16 protein-coding genes are annotated in these 15,521 nt (G+C 54.5%); 11 read left to right on the plus strand and 5 right to left on the minus strand.

Translation table 11 applies throughout. The features are described from left to right. Positions 1–29: 29 nt before the first annotated feature. Positions 30–2,030, minus strand: coding sequence for a bifunctional tRNA (5-methylaminomethyl-2-thiouridine)(34)-methyltransferase MnmD/FAD-dependent 5-carboxymethylaminomethyl-2-thiouridine(34) oxidoreductase MnmC (gene mnmC / locus ACLJPE_RS17985; protein WP_039514300.1), 2,001 nt, complete (start codon positions 2,028–2,030; stop codon positions 30–32). A gap of 159 nt (positions 2,031–2,189) precedes the next feature. Between mnmC and fabB the strand changes: the two genes are divergently transcribed. Together fabB and ACLJPE_RS17995 are read left to right on the plus strand one after the other, a co-directional pair. Continuing rightward, entirely contained in the window at positions 2,190–3,404 is a 1,215-nt protein-coding gene (fabB, locus tag ACLJPE_RS17990) for a beta-ketoacyl-ACP synthase I (RefSeq protein ID WP_000817161.1), read from the plus strand. A gap of 97 nt (positions 3,405–3,501) precedes the next feature. Beyond that, positions 3,502–4,158 (plus strand): CPBP family intramembrane glutamic endopeptidase, encoded by a 657-nt coding sequence (locus tag ACLJPE_RS17995; protein WP_001142909.1) that lies wholly within the window; start codon positions 3,502–3,504, stop codon positions 4,156–4,158. A 66-nt stretch (positions 4,159–4,224) separates the two neighbouring features. On the opposite strand, the gene ACLJPE_RS18000 is transcribed toward ACLJPE_RS17995, so the two are convergent. The 3 genes from ACLJPE_RS18000 to ACLJPE_RS18010 all read right to left on the minus strand — a co-directional run bounded on the left by ACLJPE_RS18000 (position 4,225) and on the right by ACLJPE_RS18010 (position 5,528). After that, the gene (locus ACLJPE_RS18000) at positions 4,225–4,743 is read right to left on the minus strand and encodes a YbjP/YqhG family protein (protein WP_023212346.1); all 519 of its coding nucleotides are present in this window, start codon (positions 4,741–4,743) and stop codon (positions 4,225–4,227) included. Further along, on the minus strand, positions 4,743–5,111 hold the full coding sequence (locus ACLJPE_RS18005) for an NlpC/P60 family protein (RefSeq protein ID WP_000118256.1): 369 nt from the start codon (positions 5,109–5,111) through the stop codon (positions 4,743–4,745). The genes ACLJPE_RS18000 and ACLJPE_RS18005 overlap by 1 nt, the downstream gene beginning before the upstream one ends. Before the next feature lie 168 nt (positions 5,112–5,279). After that, on the minus strand, positions 5,280–5,528 hold the full coding sequence (locus tag ACLJPE_RS18010; RefSeq protein ID WP_000433429.1) for a transcriptional regulator: 249 nt from the start codon (positions 5,526–5,528) through the stop codon (positions 5,280–5,282). A 172-nt stretch (positions 5,529–5,700) separates the two neighbouring features. Between ACLJPE_RS18010 and ACLJPE_RS18015 the strand changes: the two genes are divergently transcribed. Together ACLJPE_RS18015 and ACLJPE_RS18020 are read left to right on the plus strand one after the other, a co-directional pair. Continuing rightward, positions 5,701–6,075: a hypothetical protein gene (locus ACLJPE_RS18015; protein ID WP_001051266.1), complete on the plus strand. Its 375-nt coding sequence runs from the start codon at positions 5,701–5,703 to the stop codon at positions 6,073–6,075. A 179-nt stretch (positions 6,076–6,254) separates the two neighbouring features. Then, positions 6,255–7,433, plus strand: coding sequence for an MFS transporter (locus tag ACLJPE_RS18020; protein ID WP_000127731.1), 1,179 nt, complete (start codon positions 6,255–6,257; stop codon positions 7,431–7,433). On the opposite strand, the gene flk is transcribed toward ACLJPE_RS18020, so the two are convergent. Beyond that, on the minus strand, positions 7,430–8,431 hold the full coding sequence (gene flk, locus ACLJPE_RS18025) for a flagella biosynthesis regulator Flk (RefSeq protein ID WP_410966017.1): 1,002 nt from the start codon (positions 8,429–8,431) through the stop codon (positions 7,430–7,432). The two genes, ACLJPE_RS18020 and flk, sit on opposite strands and share 4 nt — an antisense overlap. A 103-nt stretch (positions 8,432–8,534) precedes the next feature. Here flk and pdxB point away from each other — a divergent pair, with 103 nt between their 5' ends. From pdxB to dedD, 7 genes are all read left to right on the plus strand, one after another. Next, positions 8,535–9,671 carry a 4-phosphoerythronate dehydrogenase PdxB gene (pdxB, locus tag ACLJPE_RS18030; protein ID WP_000699176.1) on the plus strand — a complete coding sequence of 379 codons (1,137 nt, stop codon included), beginning with the start codon at positions 8,535–8,537 and terminating at the stop codon, positions 9,669–9,671. A gap of 67 nt (positions 9,672–9,738) precedes the next feature. Next, positions 9,739–10,752 carry an aspartate-semialdehyde dehydrogenase gene (locus ACLJPE_RS18035; RefSeq protein WP_001289141.1) on the plus strand — a complete coding sequence of 338 codons (1,014 nt, stop codon included), beginning with the start codon at positions 9,739–9,741 and terminating at the stop codon, positions 10,750–10,752. Beyond that, a complete protein-coding gene (truA, locus tag ACLJPE_RS18040; protein ID WP_000016631.1) occupies positions 10,752–11,564 on the plus strand; it encodes a tRNA pseudouridine(38-40) synthase TruA in 813 nt (270 codons plus the stop codon). The genes ACLJPE_RS18035 and truA overlap by 1 nt, the downstream gene beginning before the upstream one ends. A 48-nt stretch (positions 11,565–11,612) precedes the next feature. After that, on the plus strand, positions 11,613–12,272 hold the full coding sequence (locus ACLJPE_RS18045; protein WP_000364318.1) for a DedA family protein: 660 nt from the start codon (positions 11,613–11,615) through the stop codon (positions 12,270–12,272). Positions 12,273–12,421: 149 nt separating this feature from the next. After that, positions 12,422–13,336, plus strand: a complete 915-nt coding sequence (accD, locus tag ACLJPE_RS18050) for an acetyl-CoA carboxylase, carboxyltransferase subunit beta (RefSeq protein WP_000118383.1) — start codon at positions 12,422–12,424, stop codon at positions 13,334–13,336. Between the two features lie 67 nt (positions 13,337–13,403). Beyond that, entirely contained in the window at positions 13,404–14,672 is a 1,269-nt protein-coding gene (gene folC / locus ACLJPE_RS18055) for a bifunctional tetrahydrofolate synthase/dihydrofolate synthase (protein WP_000792278.1), read from the plus strand. Further along, positions 14,662–15,336 carry a cell division protein DedD gene (gene dedD / locus ACLJPE_RS18060; RefSeq protein WP_000157041.1) on the plus strand — a complete coding sequence of 225 codons (675 nt, stop codon included), beginning with the start codon at positions 14,662–14,664 and terminating at the stop codon, positions 15,334–15,336. The genes folC and dedD overlap by 11 nt, the downstream gene beginning before the upstream one ends. Positions 15,337–15,521 lie beyond the last annotated feature (185 nt).

Below are 15,521 nucleotides of genomic sequence, written 5' to 3' on the forward strand. Positions count from 1 at the left end.
CTTGCCGCCTTCCGCTATTGACAGGCCCATTACTTCACCGCTTTTCCCTTCAATAACTTTCTCACCCATAACCGATTCGGATTTAACGCCGCCAGCGTACCGGCATCCAGTGGAATCGGCTCGTTACTCATCTGCGCCGCCAGAATTTCTGCGCATAATGGCGCTGAGCACAAACCGCGCGATCCCAGCGCGCCGAGCATAAATAAACCCGGATACACAGGCGCAGGCGCCGCCGACGTTTTATTATCGGCTAAATCGGCGTAATGCGTCAGCGTGGCGTGGTAATCCGGGACATTGCCCACCATCGGCAGATGGTCGCGGGTTGCGCAACGCACGCCGCAACGGGCGCTGTTGTCGCTAACGTCAACCTCTGTGGCCCATTTCGCATCCGGAAAACAGTCAAGCAGACGCTGTCGGTTCTGACGCTGATCTTCTTCGCGCCAGACGGTGCTTTCGTCGCCCCGGTGATAGCTGGCGCCAATACAGTGCTGCTGATTATGCGGATTTTGCGGCGTCAGATAGCCGTCGTAGCATAACACCTGACGCAACGCCGAGAGGGCGGGGGTGGTGGGAATATGACTGACCTGCCCCCCGACGGCATAAACCGGCAGCGGCCGGGTCTGATCAAAACGGTTAATCTGATGGCCGTTCGCCAGGACGACGGTCTCATGGCTGGCGGTTTCACCTGACGTAAAGCGCAGTTGCCAGCGCGACTCCTGCGCAACGAGCGACGTGAGCGTATGGCAAAAGCGCGTTTGTAAACCTTGTTCGGTCGCCAGTGCGATGACTGCGCGAGTTAATTGTTCCGGGCACAGCCAGCCGCCTGCCGGATAGGTAATTCCTCCGCAGCGTGTCGTCACGCCAACCGCCTGTTCCGCCTCTTCGGCATTGAGCGCCGAGGCCAGTCCGGCGGGCAGCGCCATGGACAGCATCTGGGCAATTTTCTGCTGGCTTTTCTCATCCCATCCGAGCTGCGTCACGCCGCACCAGTCATGATCAAAAGAGACGGGCAGGGCATCATACAGGCGACGGGCAAAGGTGAATGCGGTCGGGAAAAAGCGATTAATGGCGGCGTCATGTTTGCTAAGGAGCGGATAAAGCGCGCCCTGTCGATTACCGGAAGCGCCCTGGGCGGGCTGGTCGTCCGCGCAATAGAGGGTCACCTGCCAGCCGCGACGCAGTAACGCCAGTGATAACAGCGCGCTGGCGATGCCGCCGCCAATGATCGCCGTTTCACGTTTTTCGCTTCCACTGCGGTAAAACCAGGGCGAGGAAAGAGTCGGCATGAGGTGTTGTTCCATCACTCCACAAAGCATCTCGCGTTTACGTCCGAAGCCTTTGCGTTTTTGCATGGTAAAACCGGCTTCCTGCAATCCCCGACGGACGAAACCCGCCGAGGTAAACGTCGCCAGCGTTGCGCCGGGCCGCGCCAGCCGAGCCATCGCGTTAAACAGGTTTGGCGTCCACATATCCGGATTTTTCGCCGGGGCAAAACCGTCGAGGAACCAGGCGTCGACTGTTTGATTCAGCGTGGCGTCCAGTTGGTCGGTCAGTTCATTAATATCGCCAAACCACAAATCCAGCGTCACCCGACCCCGATCCAGCAATAGGCGGTGGCACCCCGGGAGCGGCAGCGGCCATTGCGCCTGCAGTTGCTCTGCCCAGGGCGCGAGCTCCGGCCAGTGTTGGTGCGCCAGCGCCAGATCGCCGCGCGTTAACGGAAATTTCTCAAAACTGATGAAATGTAACCTTTGCAGCATCGCCTGTGGGTGCGCAGAACGAAAGCTGTCAAACGCCTGCCACAGCGTCAGGAAGTTGAGTCCGGTGCCAAAACCGCTTTCCGCGACTATAAATAATGGATGTGAATGTACGGGAAATCGCTCCTCAAGACGATTGCCGCCAAGAAAAACGTAGCGTGTCTCTTCGAGTCCATTGTCATTAGAAAAATAGACATCATCAAAATCTCGGGAAACAGGTGTACCCTCAGCGTTAAATTCGAGTGTGGCGGGTTGTATGGCGTATTGTTTCACGTAAGTTACTCGTCTGACGGGCGGTATCGCGATCTTAACGATGTGTGCCTGACGGCGCAAATTTCCGTACTAAATGGCTGATCGGACTTGTTCGGCGTACAAGTGTACGCTATTGTGCCAATCGAAACTTAAAAATAGTGCGAATTACAGAGGTATTGAATGAAACGTGCAGTGATTACTGGCCTGGGCATCGTTTCCAGCATCGGTAATAACCAGCAGGAAGTCCTGGCATCTCTGCGTGAAGGACGTTCAGGGATCACTTTCTCTCAGGAGCTGAAGGACGCCGGCATGCGTAGCCAGGTATGGGGCAACGTAAAACTGGATACCACTGGCCTCATTGACCGCAAAGTCGTGCGCTTTATGAGCGACGCCTCCATCTATGCTTATCTGTCTATGGAGCAGGCAGTGGCCGACGCCGGTCTGGCGCCGGAAGTCTATCAGAATAACCCGCGTGTCGGCCTGATTGCAGGTTCCGGCGGCGGCTCCCCGAAATTCCAGGTCTTTGGCGCAGACGCCATGCGTAGCCCGCGTGGTCTGAAAGCCGTGGGCCCGTATGTGGTGACGAAAGCAATGGCATCCGGCGTTTCCGCCTGCCTCGCTACGCCGTTTAAAATTTATGGCGTGAACTACTCCATTAGCTCCGCTTGCGCGACCTCCGCACACTGTATCGGCAATGCGGTTGAACAGATCCAACTGGGCAAACAGGACATCGTTTTTGCTGGCGGCGGCGAAGAGCTGTGCTGGGAAATGGCCTGTGAGTTCGACGCGATGGGCGCGCTGTCCACCAAATATAACGATACGCCTGAAAAAGCGTCCCGTACCTATGATGCGCACCGTGATGGGTTTGTCATCGCAGGCGGTGGCGGTATGGTTGTTGTCGAAGAGCTGGAACACGCTCTGGCGCGCGGCGCGCATATCTATGCGGAAATCGTCGGTTACGGCGCAACATCCGATGGCGCAGACATGGTTGCTCCGTCTGGTGAAGGCGCAGTACGTTGCATGCAGATGGCGATGCACGGCGTAGACACGCCGATCGACTACCTGAACTCTCACGGTACCTCTACTCCGGTAGGCGACGTGAAAGAACTCGGTGCAATCCGTGAAGTGTTTGGCGATAACAGCCCGGCTATCTCCGCGACCAAAGCGATGACCGGCCACTCGCTGGGTGCCGCAGGCGTGCAGGAAGCTATCTACTCTCTGCTGATGCTGGAGCACGGTTTTATCGCGCCGAGTATCAACATCGAAGAGCTGGATGAGCAGGCCGCGGGCCTGAACATCGTGACCGAAACGACCGAGCGTGAACTGACTACTGTAATGTCTAACAGCTTCGGTTTTGGCGGCACCAACGCCACGCTGGTGATGCGTAAGTTGTAAGCCTGACTATTACGTTGTAGTATCAATAATGAAACAGGTCGCTAATGCGACCTGTTTTTTCATTCAGGGAACAACAAATTATATGGATATTCTATAAATGCCAACTAATACATTAGATAAAATTAGGCATAGTTTGAGTTGTGTGGCTGTTTTATTTGGTTTGCTTGGCATTTTTGTTTTTGCCTCATTTTCGCCTTCCTATGCCTGGCTTTATTTGGCAGGTCTGGCTGCGCCTTTTATATATAGTATTGTTTTTGTCTATGCGATTGCCGCCTGGAGTATTTATTCAAAGTATTATCCGTTTTTATCATTGGGCCGCTTATCATTTGTGGAATGTTTTTTTCCGGCGTTGGCCCTGGTGTGCCTTACCGTTCTCTACAATGCTTTTAGTGGCCCGGAACCCTGGATGGCCGAGTTATCAAGGCAATTTTTTCTTCATAAATTTCTTAACACGCTGGCGATGTGCTTTCTGGCTCCTGTGGCGGAGGAAATTATATTCAGAGGGTTTTTATTAAACAGCAGTATCGGTTGGGGTCGGTACTCAAGAGTTTCCGGTATTATTATTACCTCACTCGCTTTTGCATTTATGCATACACAATATCTCTTTGCGGTGACTTTTGTTTATCTGTTTGTTTTTTCATCGATATTATGCGTTGTTCGAATGAGAAGCCGTGGGCTAATGATACCGATAATACTTCATATTTTAAATAATGCCTGGGTTATTTTCGGCTTACTGTTTTCAGCGACGGAATAAGCGCCTGATGCAATAGGCGCTTTAACCTCTCCGGTACGAACAAGAGACCGATGGCGGTTCCCTTTTTTAATGCCTCTTATATTCCGGCGCGACTTTCGCTGACCAGGCCTCAGCCTGGGTGATGGCGCCTGCGTCATAAATCGGCTGTTCATAACCTTTATCAGCATCCCGAACGCGGTAAATTTTCCAGCGTCCCTCTTCCCAACGGGTATAAACTTCCAGGTGGATGGGCGTTGACTCTGTAGCCAACAGAACATCCACTTTTTCTCCGCCGAGGAAAGGGTGTGCCTTCCCAACCCGTAACTGTGGAATCCACTCTGGCGCATAGTCCTGCGCATACATAAAATAATCAGCCCCCACAATCTCCTGTTCATAAAGGGACTGTATTAGCGCCAGGCGATGAATAACCTCTTTAGCGACGTAACGTTGCATTAAGGCGGTGGTGTCGTCAGGGGGATTCACATCGTTCGTGAACGTCGTCATCCATGAGGTATAGAACTGCTTCACGGCCTGCGTACTGTCGTGATGAGGCGCAGAGCAACTACAAAGCAACAGGATAAGCGCGACAAGGGAGAACGTTTTCATTAATTCTTCCTGTAGATGGTATATGAGGGCCTGGCTGCCCGGTAGCCCGGGCCGGCCCACATATCGCGTTGTTTAAAATCTGAATACCACTCTGTGCCATCATATATCGCCATGTGACCACTCGGGTTTCCGCCAGCGTAAGGTTGAATAATGATGACGTCACCCTCGCGCGGCATTTCATAGGTACCAATAGCGGTGAATCCGGCGCTTCTTAACATTGGGCCATAATCTTTCGCATGATATGTATGCCCCAGCGTGATACCGCCCGCCTGAATTGCCTTTCGGGTAAATTCCGCACACCGGCCTTGAGAATGAGAACCTGCATGCGTTTTGGCATAATTAACCGCCATTCTTTTATCCCAACTCATAATGATTCCTGTTAATAAAATACATAATAGCAATGACGTAATGCTTTAACAGTATTTAATTCGGGAAGCATGACAAATAGTGCTATTACTATTTTCAATAGAATAAGTTTAAATATTTATTAATTGTTGAGATTGATAAGTTAGGGCCAATTTATTCAACATTAATTATTATTCTGCGGTATTGGCATCATTTTTTATTTGCATATCGCCATAGCGCGACGGCCAGATCTCCTGGGGCGTGATGCCAAGCGCGTCCGCAATAATCCGTTCGGCTCTCGGCCAGGAGCGGGTAAAGACATTGCGCAGTGAATCAGGTGATAAACCGGCCTGACGAGAAAGATCTCTGAGCGTAATACCTCTTTTTTCCAGTGCACTTTTAATATCTGCACGATGCCAGTCTTGGCTTTTTGGTTCCATTCTGTAATCCTAAGAAGATGTGTTATCGGCACCGATATTTTTAAAGTGAAAATTAGCGTGAGAAAAAGAAAGTTACTTTCTTTTTCACTCTAAGAATAGTGCCAGAAAGAAAGCAAAATTTCGCGCAAAAGAAGAAATATTTTTATTTCATCAGAGGAAAGGAAAGAAACCGATGGCAAAGGAATGGTTCACGGTTAAGGAATGTCTTGGCTTACCGGGGTTTCCGGGAAGCGAGCCTGCGGTTCGCGAACGTTTGTATAAGTACAGCGAAGGGAAAGAGGGTGTCAGGCGTAAGCGTGTTAAATCAAAGGCCGAGGAGTTTCATATATCTGTTTTCCCTCTTTATGTTCATCGTTATCTGGACGACAGCGGAGAGGAACCGACGCCAGAACCCATTTCCTTACAGGAAGCGGAGCCTGAAGATATCTGGGAGATGATGTTCAGGTTACTGACGCCAGAACAGCGCAAGCAGGTGACCGGACGGTTTAAGGTGAGAGGGATGAAAGCGGTCTTTCCCTTTCTGTTTGATGACACGCCGCCGCGTTGATACCCTGGCTGCAATTTCAAGGTTGACAAGTTTCGCGTCTCACAGGCAGACTTCACTCTCTACATTATCCTTCCGATAATGCGTAAGCGTTTAACGTTATCCAACGCACCTTAATCCTGACGTTCAGGTAGAGGGGGGCGTGGCCTTTCCCCGCCTTACTCTGCATTCTGGAGTAATGCATGACAGCAGTTAGCCAAAAAACAACGACCCCGTCTGCGAATTTTTCGCTGTTCCGCATCGCCTTTGCGGTTTTCCTGACCTATATGACGGTCGGCCTGCCGTTACCCGTCATCCCGCTTTTTGTCCATCACGAACTGGGCTATAGCAATACGATGGTTGGGATCGCCGTGGGCATTCAGTTTTTTGCGACGGTACTGACGCGCGGCTATGCCGGACGGCTGGCGGATCAATATGGCGCTAAACGATCGGCGTTACAGGGGATGTTTGCCTGCGGGCTGGCGGGCGCCGCCTGGCTCCTGGCCGCGCTGTTGCCGGTTTCCGCGCCGGTAAAATTCGCGCTGCTTATTGTCGGGCGCTTAATTCTCGGTTTCGGCGAAAGCCAGCTGCTGACCGGAACCCTGACCTGGGGACTGGGGCTGGTTGGCCCAACGCGTTCGGGTAAGGTGATGTCGTGGAACGGAATGGCGATTTACGGCGCGCTGGCGGCCGGTGCGCCGTTGGGCTTGCTGATCCATAGCCACTTTGGCTTCGCGGCGCTGGCGGGAACGACGATGGTTTTACCGCTGCTGGCCTGGGCATTCAACGGCACCGTGCGTAAAGTGCCTGCGTATACGGGGGAGCGACCTTCACTGTGGAGCGTGGTCGGGCTTATCTGGAAACCGGGCCTGGGCCTGGCATTGCAGGGCGTGGGCTTTGCCGTCATCGGTACGTTTATTTCACTTTATTTTGTCAGCAATGGCTGGACGATGGCGGGATTCACCCTGACCGCGTTTGGCGGTGCGTTTGTACTGATGCGCATGTTGTTCGGTTGGATGCCGGACCGCTTTGGCGGCGTGAAGGTCGCCGTTGTCTCATTGCTGGTTGAGACGGCAGGACTGCTGCTCTTGTGGCTGGCGCCGACGGCCTGGATAGCGCTGGTAGGCGCGGCGCTCACCGGGGCAGGGTGTTCACTGATTTTCCCGGCGCTGGGCGTGGAGGTTGTGAAACGCGTACCTGCACAGGTACGCGGTACGGCGCTCGGCGGCTACGCCGCGTTTCAGGATATCTCCTACGGCGTTACCGGCCCGCTGGCGGGCATGCTGGCCACGTCATGCGGCTATCCTTCCGTATTCCTCGCGGGAGCGATCTCCGCGGTGGTTGGCATCCTGGTGACGATATTATCGTTCCGGCGTGGTTAAGAAACCAGCCAGAAAAGCGCCAGTACAATTATTAGCGCGATAAACAACAGGCCTGGTCGCGCAGACAGATTTTTCACGGTTTCAATCATCGGCGCGAACGGGCGGTAGATGGGTTGAATAGAGAGCGGTTCCAGCTCATTCGCCTCCCGCTCTACGCGACGCAGGAAAATATGGTTAAGTAAGTCCTGCACCTGGGCGGTGGTCAGCACCGTTTGCGGCTGAATTTGATAAGTGTGTTGGGCATACTCTTTGATCGCTGTGAGCTCGTCTGGCTCAAGCGGTTGCTTTAACGCAGCCTGCAGCGTATGTAGCGTAGGCGCGTGTTGTAGTGACAGCGTCTGCCGCGCCTGTAGCCATGTCGCCAGATGGGTAAACTGCTTTGCCGGAATGAGCTCGCCGCTTTTCACGCCGGAGAGTTCCAGCATTGATTGCCAGATAAGTTTGTTTGACTCGCCGGTCGCGGCCGCCAGCTTCGTCACCAACTGATTCAACGTATTATGTTCAGCAGGCAATAATGGCCGATCCGTTGCCGGACGTTGCTGCGGCTGCGGAATGGAAAGCTGCCCCTGTTGCAGGAGCGTCAGCACGTTTTTGAGTTGATCGGGCGTAAGCTGGCTAAGCGCGGTTTGACCGTATTGCTGACGGATAAAATTGCTGACGGCCTGACGATTATTCCCGACGCCAAGCAGCTCTGTTAGCTGTGAAAGCACCTGACGATTGGCGTGATTTTGCTGCGCTACGCCCAGACGCTGGGTAAGATTCTGTTCAGCGGCGGGGAAGTGGCGCGACAGTAGCGGCGCGTCATTTTTTATCCCCAGATCGTGTTTCATTCCGGCCCATACTTCCGCGCTTTGCTGCTGGGTCAGTGAAATCAGGCGCGTGATCAGCCTTTCCAGTACCGTACGCTGTTGCATGGAAAGCGGCTGCTCGCTCGCAGCGGAAAGAGGATTACGCCCTTCGCCTGGAGGCTGTGCAGGGGCACCGGAGATGGGATGCATAATTAATTATCCTTTAACCATAAATCTGAGCAATATATGCCTGGCGGCCAGATTATGGCACACTTGTTCGGTTAACTCTCGTTCTCAAACAGGTACGACAGTCGTGAAAATTCTCGTTGATGAAAATATGCCTTACGCCCGCGAATTATTTAGCCGCCTGGGTGAGGTAAAGGCAGTGCCGGGTCGCCCGATCCCCGTTGAAGAATTGAACCATGCCGATGCGTTAATGGTGCGTTCGGTCACGAAAGTGAATGAATCGCTGCTGAGCGGCACGCCGATTAACTTCGTTGGTACTGCTACGGCAGGCACCGATCATGTGGATGAGGCATGGCTGAAGCAGGCGGGCATCGGTTTTTCAGCCGCGCCCGGCTGTAATGCTATCGCCGTGGTGGAGTATGTGTTTTCCGCGCTGTTGATGCTGGCCGAACGTGACGGCTTTTCGTTACGCGATCGCACTATAGGGATTGTCGGCGTGGGTAACGTCGGAAGCCGGCTACAGACCAGGCTTGAAGCGTTGGGTATCCGCACGTTGCTGTGCGATCCGCCACGCGCCGCACGCGGGGACGAGGGTGATTTTCGTACGCTGGATGAGCTGGTGCAGGAAGCGGATGTCCTGACTTTCCATACGCCGCTTTATAAAGACGGACCGTACAAAACGCTGCATCTGGCCGATGAGACGCTGATCCGTCGACTGAAACCCGGCGCCATTCTCATTAACGCCTGCCGCGGTCCGGTGGTGGATAACGCCGCGTTGTTGGCGCGACTTAATGCCGGGCAGCCGCTGAGCGTGGTGCTTGATGTGTGGGAGGGCGAACCGGATCTTAACGTCGCGCTACTGGAAGCCGTGGATATCGGCACGTCGCATATTGCCGGCTATACGCTGGAAGGCAAAGCGCGCGGCACCACCCAGGTCTTTGAGGCGTATAGCGCGTTTATCGGTCGCGAGCAGCATGTCGCGCTGGAGACATTACTGCCTGCGCCTGAGTTTGGTCGTATTACGCTTCACGGCCCGCTGGATCAACCGACGCTGAAAAGACTGGCGCATTTGGTGTATGATGTGCGCCGCGACGATGCGCCACTGCGTAAAGTCGCTGGAATTCCGGGTGAATTTGATAAATTGCGTAAAAATTATCTTGAGCGCCGTGAATGGTCGTCTTTATACGTGATGTGTGACGACGAAACGGCAGCCGCCTTGCTGTGTAAGCTAGGTTTTAACGCTGTTCATCACCCGGCACATTAATGTCTTCTTAATGCTCCCTGTCGAATAATGCGACAGGGACGCTTATGTATTTCTGGAGTAAATCACCATGTCTGAAGGCTGGAACATTGCCATTCTGGGCGCAACGGGCGCCGTAGGCGAAGCCCTGCTTGAAACACTGGCTGAACGCCAGTTCCCGGTCGGTGAAATTTATGCGTTGGCGCGTCATGAAAGCGCGGGCGAGCACCTCCGTTTTGGTGGCAAGTCGGTCATTGTCCAGGATGCGGCGGACTTTGACTGGACGCAGGCGCAGTTGGCGTTTTTCGTTGCCGGCGCAGAGGCATCGGCTGCCTGGATAGACGACGCGACCAATGCAGGCTGCCTGGTGATAGATTCCAGCGGTCTGTTCGCGCTGGAGCCTGATGTGCCGCTGGTCGTGCCGGAAGTTAACCCGTATGTACTGGCGGATTACCGTAACCGTAACGTGATTGCGGTCGCCGATAGTCTGACCAGTCAACTGCTCGCGGCGCTCAAGCCGTTAATCGATCAGGGGGGACTGTCGCGCATCGCCGTCACCAGTATGTTATCAGCGTCCGCACAGGGGAAAAAAGCGGTCGATGCGCTGGCCGGACAGAGTGCGAAGCTGCTTAACGGCATACCGATTGATGAAGATGATTTCTTTGGCCGCCAGTTGGCGTTCAATATGCTGCCGCTGCTGCCGGATCGTGAAGGCAGCGTGCGCCAGGAACGTCGTATCGTCGATGAAGTGCGTAAAATTTTGCAGGACGATGGCGTGATGATCTCCGCCAGTGTCGTGCAGTCGCCGGTGTTCTATGGCCATGCGCAGATGGTGAGCTTTGAAGCGCTCCGTCCGCTGGCGGCGGAAGAGGCGCGCGAGGCGTTTTCCCGCGGTGAAGATATCGTACTGTCAGAAGAGACGGATTACCCGACGCAGGTGGGCGACGCTTCCGGCAATCCACAGCTTTCTATTGGCTGTGTGCATAATGATTACGGTATGCCGGAACAAATTCAGTTCTGGTCAGTGGCGGACAACGTGCGTTTCGGCGGCGCGCTGATGGCCGTTAAAATTGCGGAGAAGCTGGTGCAGGAGTATCTGTACTGATGTCCGGACAGCAATCATCGCCGGTCTATAAAATTGCGCTGGGTATTGAGTACGACGGCAGCAAGTATTATGGCTGGCAGCGTCAGAATGAAGTGCGCAGCGTGCAGGAAAAGCTGGAAAAAGCGCTCTCGCAGGTGGCAAATGAACCTATTAACGTGTTCTGCGCCGGGCGTACCGATGCCGGCGTTCACGGCACCGGGCAGGTTGTCCATTTCGAAACGACCGCATTGCGCAAAGATGCGGCATGGACGCTGGGGGTAAATGCGAATTTGCCTGGTGACATTGCCGTGCGCTGGGTGAAAACTGTACCGGATGATTTTCACGCGCGATTTAGCGCTACGGCTCGCCGTTATCGCTATATCATCTACAATCATCGACTGCGTCCCGCGGTATTAGCAAAAGGCGTGACGCATTACTATGAGCCGCTGGATGCAGAGCGGATGCATCGCGCGGCGCAGTGTCTGCTTGGCGAAAATGATTTTACCTCGTTTCGTGCGGTGCAGTGCCAGTCGCGCACGCCGTGGCGTAATGTGATGCACATCAACGTTACCCGCCACGGCCCTTATGTGGTGGTCGATATCAAAGCGAATGCCTTTGTTCATCATATGGTCAGGAATATTGTCGGCAGCCTGCTGGAAGTAGGCGCTCACAACCAGCCGGAGAGCTGGATCGCAGAGCTGTTAGCGGCCAGGGACAGAACGCTGGCGGCGGCAACGGCGAAGGCGGAAGGGCTATATTTGGTTGCGGTAGATTACCCTGACCGGTTTGACCTTCCAAAACCGCCAATGGGCCCGCTATTTCTTGCGGACTAATCCGAATCGCACACCCGAAACGTGTCGGGTAGAAAGGCAAAGACAAATATGGACCTGATCTACTTTATTATTGATTTTATTCTGCACATCGATGTGCATCTGGCGGAGCTGGTCGCGGAGTACGGCGTCTGGGTGTACGCTATTTTGTTTTTGATTCTGTTTTGTGAAACCGGCCTGGTCGTCACGCCGTTCCTGCCGGGCGACTCGCTGCTGTTTGTCGCCGGGGCGCTGGCTTCGCTGGAAACCAACGATCTCAATGTGCATGTCATGGTGGCGTTAATGCTGATCGCCGCAATTGTCGGCGATGCGGTAAATTACACGATTGGTCGACTGTTCGGCGAAAAACTGTTCAGTAATCCGAATTCGAAAATTTTCCGCCGCAGTTATCTGGATAAAACCCACCAGTTTTATGAAAAACACGGCGGTAAAACTATCATTCTCGCTCGCTTCGTGCCGATCGTCAGAACCTTTGCGCCGTTTGTGGCAGGGATGGGGCACATGTCCTATCGGCATTTTGCCGCTTATAACGTCATCGGCGCGCTGCTGTGGGTGCTGCTCTTTACCTACGCCGGTTATTTCTTCGGTACGATACCGTTGATTCAGGATAACCTTAAGCTGCTGATTGTGGGGATTATCGTGGTTTCGATATTACCTGGCGTCATTGAGATTGTCCGGCATAAGCGCGCTGCGTCGCGTGCCGCAAAATAGAAAGTAACTCAGCGGTTCGACCACTTTTTTATCCAAAGTTTCGGGCTGTTATGTTTTAATGTGCAACATTCATGGTCTGTTGGGGGCAAAAATGGCATTATGCGCCCCTTATAATAAAGCTGACTAAGGTTCAGGCAGAAAGGTCACCAATGAGCTGGATTGAACGAATTAAAAGCAACATTACTCCCACCCGCAAGGCAAGCATTCCTGAAGGGGTGTGGACCAAGTGTGATAGCTGCGGTCAGGTTTTATACCGCGCTGAGCTGGAACGTAATCTTGAGGTCTGTCCTAAGTGTGACCATCATATGCGCATGTCGGCGCGCAATCGCCTGCATAGCCTGTTAGATGAAGGTTCCCTTGTGGAGTTGGGTAGCGAGCTGGAGCCAAAAGACGTGCTCAAGTTCCGCGACTCCAAAAAATATAAAGACAGACTGGCGTCCGCGCAGAAAGAAACCGGCGAGAAAGACGCGCTGGTGGTCATGAAAGGGACGCTTCACGGTATGCCGGTTGTCGCCGCCGCGTTTGAATTCGCGTTCATGGGCGGCTCAATGGGGTCTGTCGTTGGCGCACGCTTCGTTCGTGCCGTTGAACAGGCGCTGGAAGACAACTGTCCGTTAGTGTGTTTCTCTGCTTCCGGCGGCGCGCGTATGCAAGAAGCGCTGATGTCGCTGATGCAGATGGCGAAAACCTCGGCGGCGCTGGCTAAAATGCAGGAACGTGGTCTGCCCTACATCTCGGTATTGACCGATCCGACAATGGGCGGCGTTTCCGCCAGTTTTGCGATGCTGGGCGATCTCAACATCGCCGAGCCAAAAGCCCTGATTGGCTTCGCCGGCCCGCGCGTTATCGAACAAACCGTTCGCGAAAAACTGCCGCCGGGATTCCAGCGCAGTGAGTTCCTGATCGAAAAAGGCGCTATTGATATGATCGTCCGCCGCCCGGAAATGCGCCTGAAGCTGGCGAGCATTCTGGCGAAGCTGATGAATCTGCCCGCGCCGAACCCGGACGCCCCGCGTGAAGGCGTGGTGGTGCCTCCGGCGCCGGATCAGGAGTCTGAGGCCTGATAACTGAAAAGGGCAGGGCCGCAGGCTCTGCCCTTTTGCTTTTCACCGTAAAGAAGCAGCGGAATCAATGAAAAACAAATCTATACCTCAAGCTGCGTCGCCCCTGGCCTCGTGGCTTTCTTATCTGGAAAACCTGCACAGCAAGAGTATCGATTTAGGCCTTGAGCGCGTAAGCCAGGTGGCAGCTCGTCTGGACATCCTCAAGCCTGCGCCGTTCGTTTTTACCGTGGCGGGAACCAACGGTAAAGGTACGACCTGTCGAACGCTGGAGTCGGTGTTAATCGCGGCGGGATACCGTGTGGGCGTCTATAGTTCGCCTCATCTGGTACGTTACACCGAGCGCGTGCGCGTGCAGGGGAAAGAATTAGCGGAATCCGCGCATACCGCGTCCTTTGCGGAAATAGAAGCGGCGCGCGGCGATATTTCATTGACCTATTTTGAATATGGTACGTTGTCGGCATTGTGGCTGTTTAAACAGGCTAACCTTGACGTGGTGATTCTGGAGGTCGGGTTGGGTGGCCGCCTGGACGCCACGAACATTGTGGATGCCGATGTAGCGGTAATTACCAGCATCGCGCTTGACCATACTGACTGGCTGGGGCCGGATCGCGAAAGTATCGGCCGCGAGAAGGCCGGGATTTTTCGTGCGGAAAAACCCGCTATCGTCGGCGAACCGGAAATGCCGGCAACCATCGCGGATGTCGCGCAGGAGACCGGCGCGCTGTTGCGGCGTCGCGGCGTTGACTGGCGTTATGAGGTGACAGCGACCCAGTGGGCGTTTACCGATGGTGACGGCACGCTTGCCGGACTGCCGTTGCCGCAGGTTCCCCAGCCGAATGCCGCCACCGCCCTGGCCGCGCTGCGCGCCAGCAGGTTGAACATTGACGAGCAGGCGATTCGCGACGGTATTGCGCAGGCTACTTTGCCGGGACGTTTTCAAATCGTGAGTGAGTCGCCGCGCGTTATCTTTGATGTCGCCCATAATCCTCACGCGGCGGAATACCTGACGGGTCGTCTGAAAATGTTGCCGAAACGCGGGCGCGTGCTTGCGGTGATTGGTATGCTGCATGATAAAGATATCGCCGGCACGTTAGCCTGGTTGAAAAGCGTGGTTGACGACTGGTATTGTGCTCCGTTAGAGGGGCCGCGCGGCGCGACGGCGGAACAACTTCTGGAACATCTGGGGAAAGGGAATGTCTATGATAGCGTCGCGCAGGCATGGCAGGCCGCTATCGACGCGGCGCAGCCAGAAGATACCGTGCTGGTGTGCGGATCGTTCCACACCGTCGCACATGTTATGGAAGTGATAGACGCGGGGAGAATCGGTGGCGAGTAAGTTTCAGAATCGTTTAGTCGGCACGATTGTGTTAGTCGCGCTGGGGGTTATTGTGCTTCCCGGTCTGCTGGACGGACAGAAAAAGCATTATCAGGATGAATTTGCTGCGATTCCACTGGTACCGAAGCCTGGCGACCGTGATGAGCCGGATATGATGCCTGCCGCAACGCAGGCGCTGCCGACACAGCCGCCGGAAGGGGCGGCTGAAGAGGTGCGGGCGGGAGATGCGGCAGCGCCATCTCTGGACCCGTCGCGCATGGCGTCTAACAATGTCGAGCTTGATCCGATACCGGTGGAGACGCCTAAACCGAAGCCGGTTGAAAAACCGAAGCCGCAGCCTAAACCGCAACAGCCGGTTGTCGTCGCTTCCACGCCGACGCCCGCGCCGAAACCGGCCGCCGACGATAAACCTGCGCCGACCGGCAAAGCTTATGTCGTACAGTTGGGCGCGCTGAAAAACGCGGATAAAGTCAACGAGATAGTCGGCAAGCTTCGTTCCGCCGGGTTCCGGGTTTATACTTCCCCCTCAACGCCGGTACAGGGTAAAATAACCCGTATTCTCGTCGGGCCGGATGCGTCGAAAGATAAGATGAAAGGATCGCTTGGCGAGCTCAAGCAGATTTCCGGGTTAAGCGGCGTGGTGATGGGATATAGCCCGAACTAAGGCGCGTTTTGCCCGACTGCGCAGCGTTAAGGCCTACGGTGTTCATCTGGTAATAGCCGAAGTTCTGTAGGCTGGATAAGGCGTTTACGCCGCCATCCGGCAGAAGGAATGAACCTGGTATCCTGCGCTTATCAGGCCGATGGCAGCTCTTCTGGTCGTGCCCGAAGAGATAAAAAGTGTGATGG

This window comes from Salmonella sp. SAL04196 (genome assembly GCF_046550835.1).
Classification (GTDB): domain Bacteria; phylum Pseudomonadota; class Gammaproteobacteria; order Enterobacterales; family Enterobacteriaceae; genus Salmonella; species Salmonella enterica.

Excerpts from the sequence above, each read along its gene's own strand:
- fabB (WP_000817161.1), top strand. The coding sequence starts at position 2,190 with ATGAAACGTGCAGTGATTACTGGCCTGGGCATCGTTTCCAGCATCGGT.
- ACLJPE_RS17995 (WP_001142909.1), top strand. The coding sequence starts at position 3,502 with ATGCCAACTAATACATTAGATAAAATTAGGCATAGTTTGAGTTGTGTG.
- ACLJPE_RS18000 (WP_023212346.1), bottom strand. The coding sequence starts at position 4,743 with ATGAAAACGTTCTCCCTTGTCGCGCTTATCCTGTTGCTTTGTAGTTGC.
- ACLJPE_RS18005 (WP_000118256.1), bottom strand. The coding sequence starts at position 5,111 with ATGAGTTGGGATAAAAGAATGGCGGTTAATTATGCCAAAACGCATGCA.
- ACLJPE_RS18010 (WP_000433429.1), bottom strand. The coding sequence starts at position 5,528 with ATGGAACCAAAAAGCCAAGACTGGCATCGTGCAGATATTAAAAGTGCA.
- ACLJPE_RS18015 (WP_001051266.1), top strand. The coding sequence starts at position 5,701 with ATGGCAAAGGAATGGTTCACGGTTAAGGAATGTCTTGGCTTACCGGGG.
- ACLJPE_RS18020 (WP_000127731.1), top strand. The coding sequence starts at position 6,255 with ATGACAGCAGTTAGCCAAAAAACAACGACCCCGTCTGCGAATTTTTCG.
- flk (WP_410966017.1), bottom strand. The coding sequence starts at position 8,431 with ATGCATCCCATCTCCGGTGCCCCTGCACAGCCTCCAGGCGAAGGGCGT.
- ACLJPE_RS18035 (WP_001289141.1), top strand. The coding sequence starts at position 9,739 with ATGTCTGAAGGCTGGAACATTGCCATTCTGGGCGCAACGGGCGCCGTA.
- truA (WP_000016631.1), top strand. The coding sequence starts at position 10,752 with ATGTCCGGACAGCAATCATCGCCGGTCTATAAAATTGCGCTGGGTATT.
- ACLJPE_RS18045 (WP_000364318.1), top strand. The coding sequence starts at position 11,613 with ATGGACCTGATCTACTTTATTATTGATTTTATTCTGCACATCGATGTG.
- accD (WP_000118383.1), top strand. The coding sequence starts at position 12,422 with ATGAGCTGGATTGAACGAATTAAAAGCAACATTACTCCCACCCGCAAG.
- folC (WP_000792278.1), top strand. The coding sequence starts at position 13,404 with ATGAAAAACAAATCTATACCTCAAGCTGCGTCGCCCCTGGCCTCGTGG.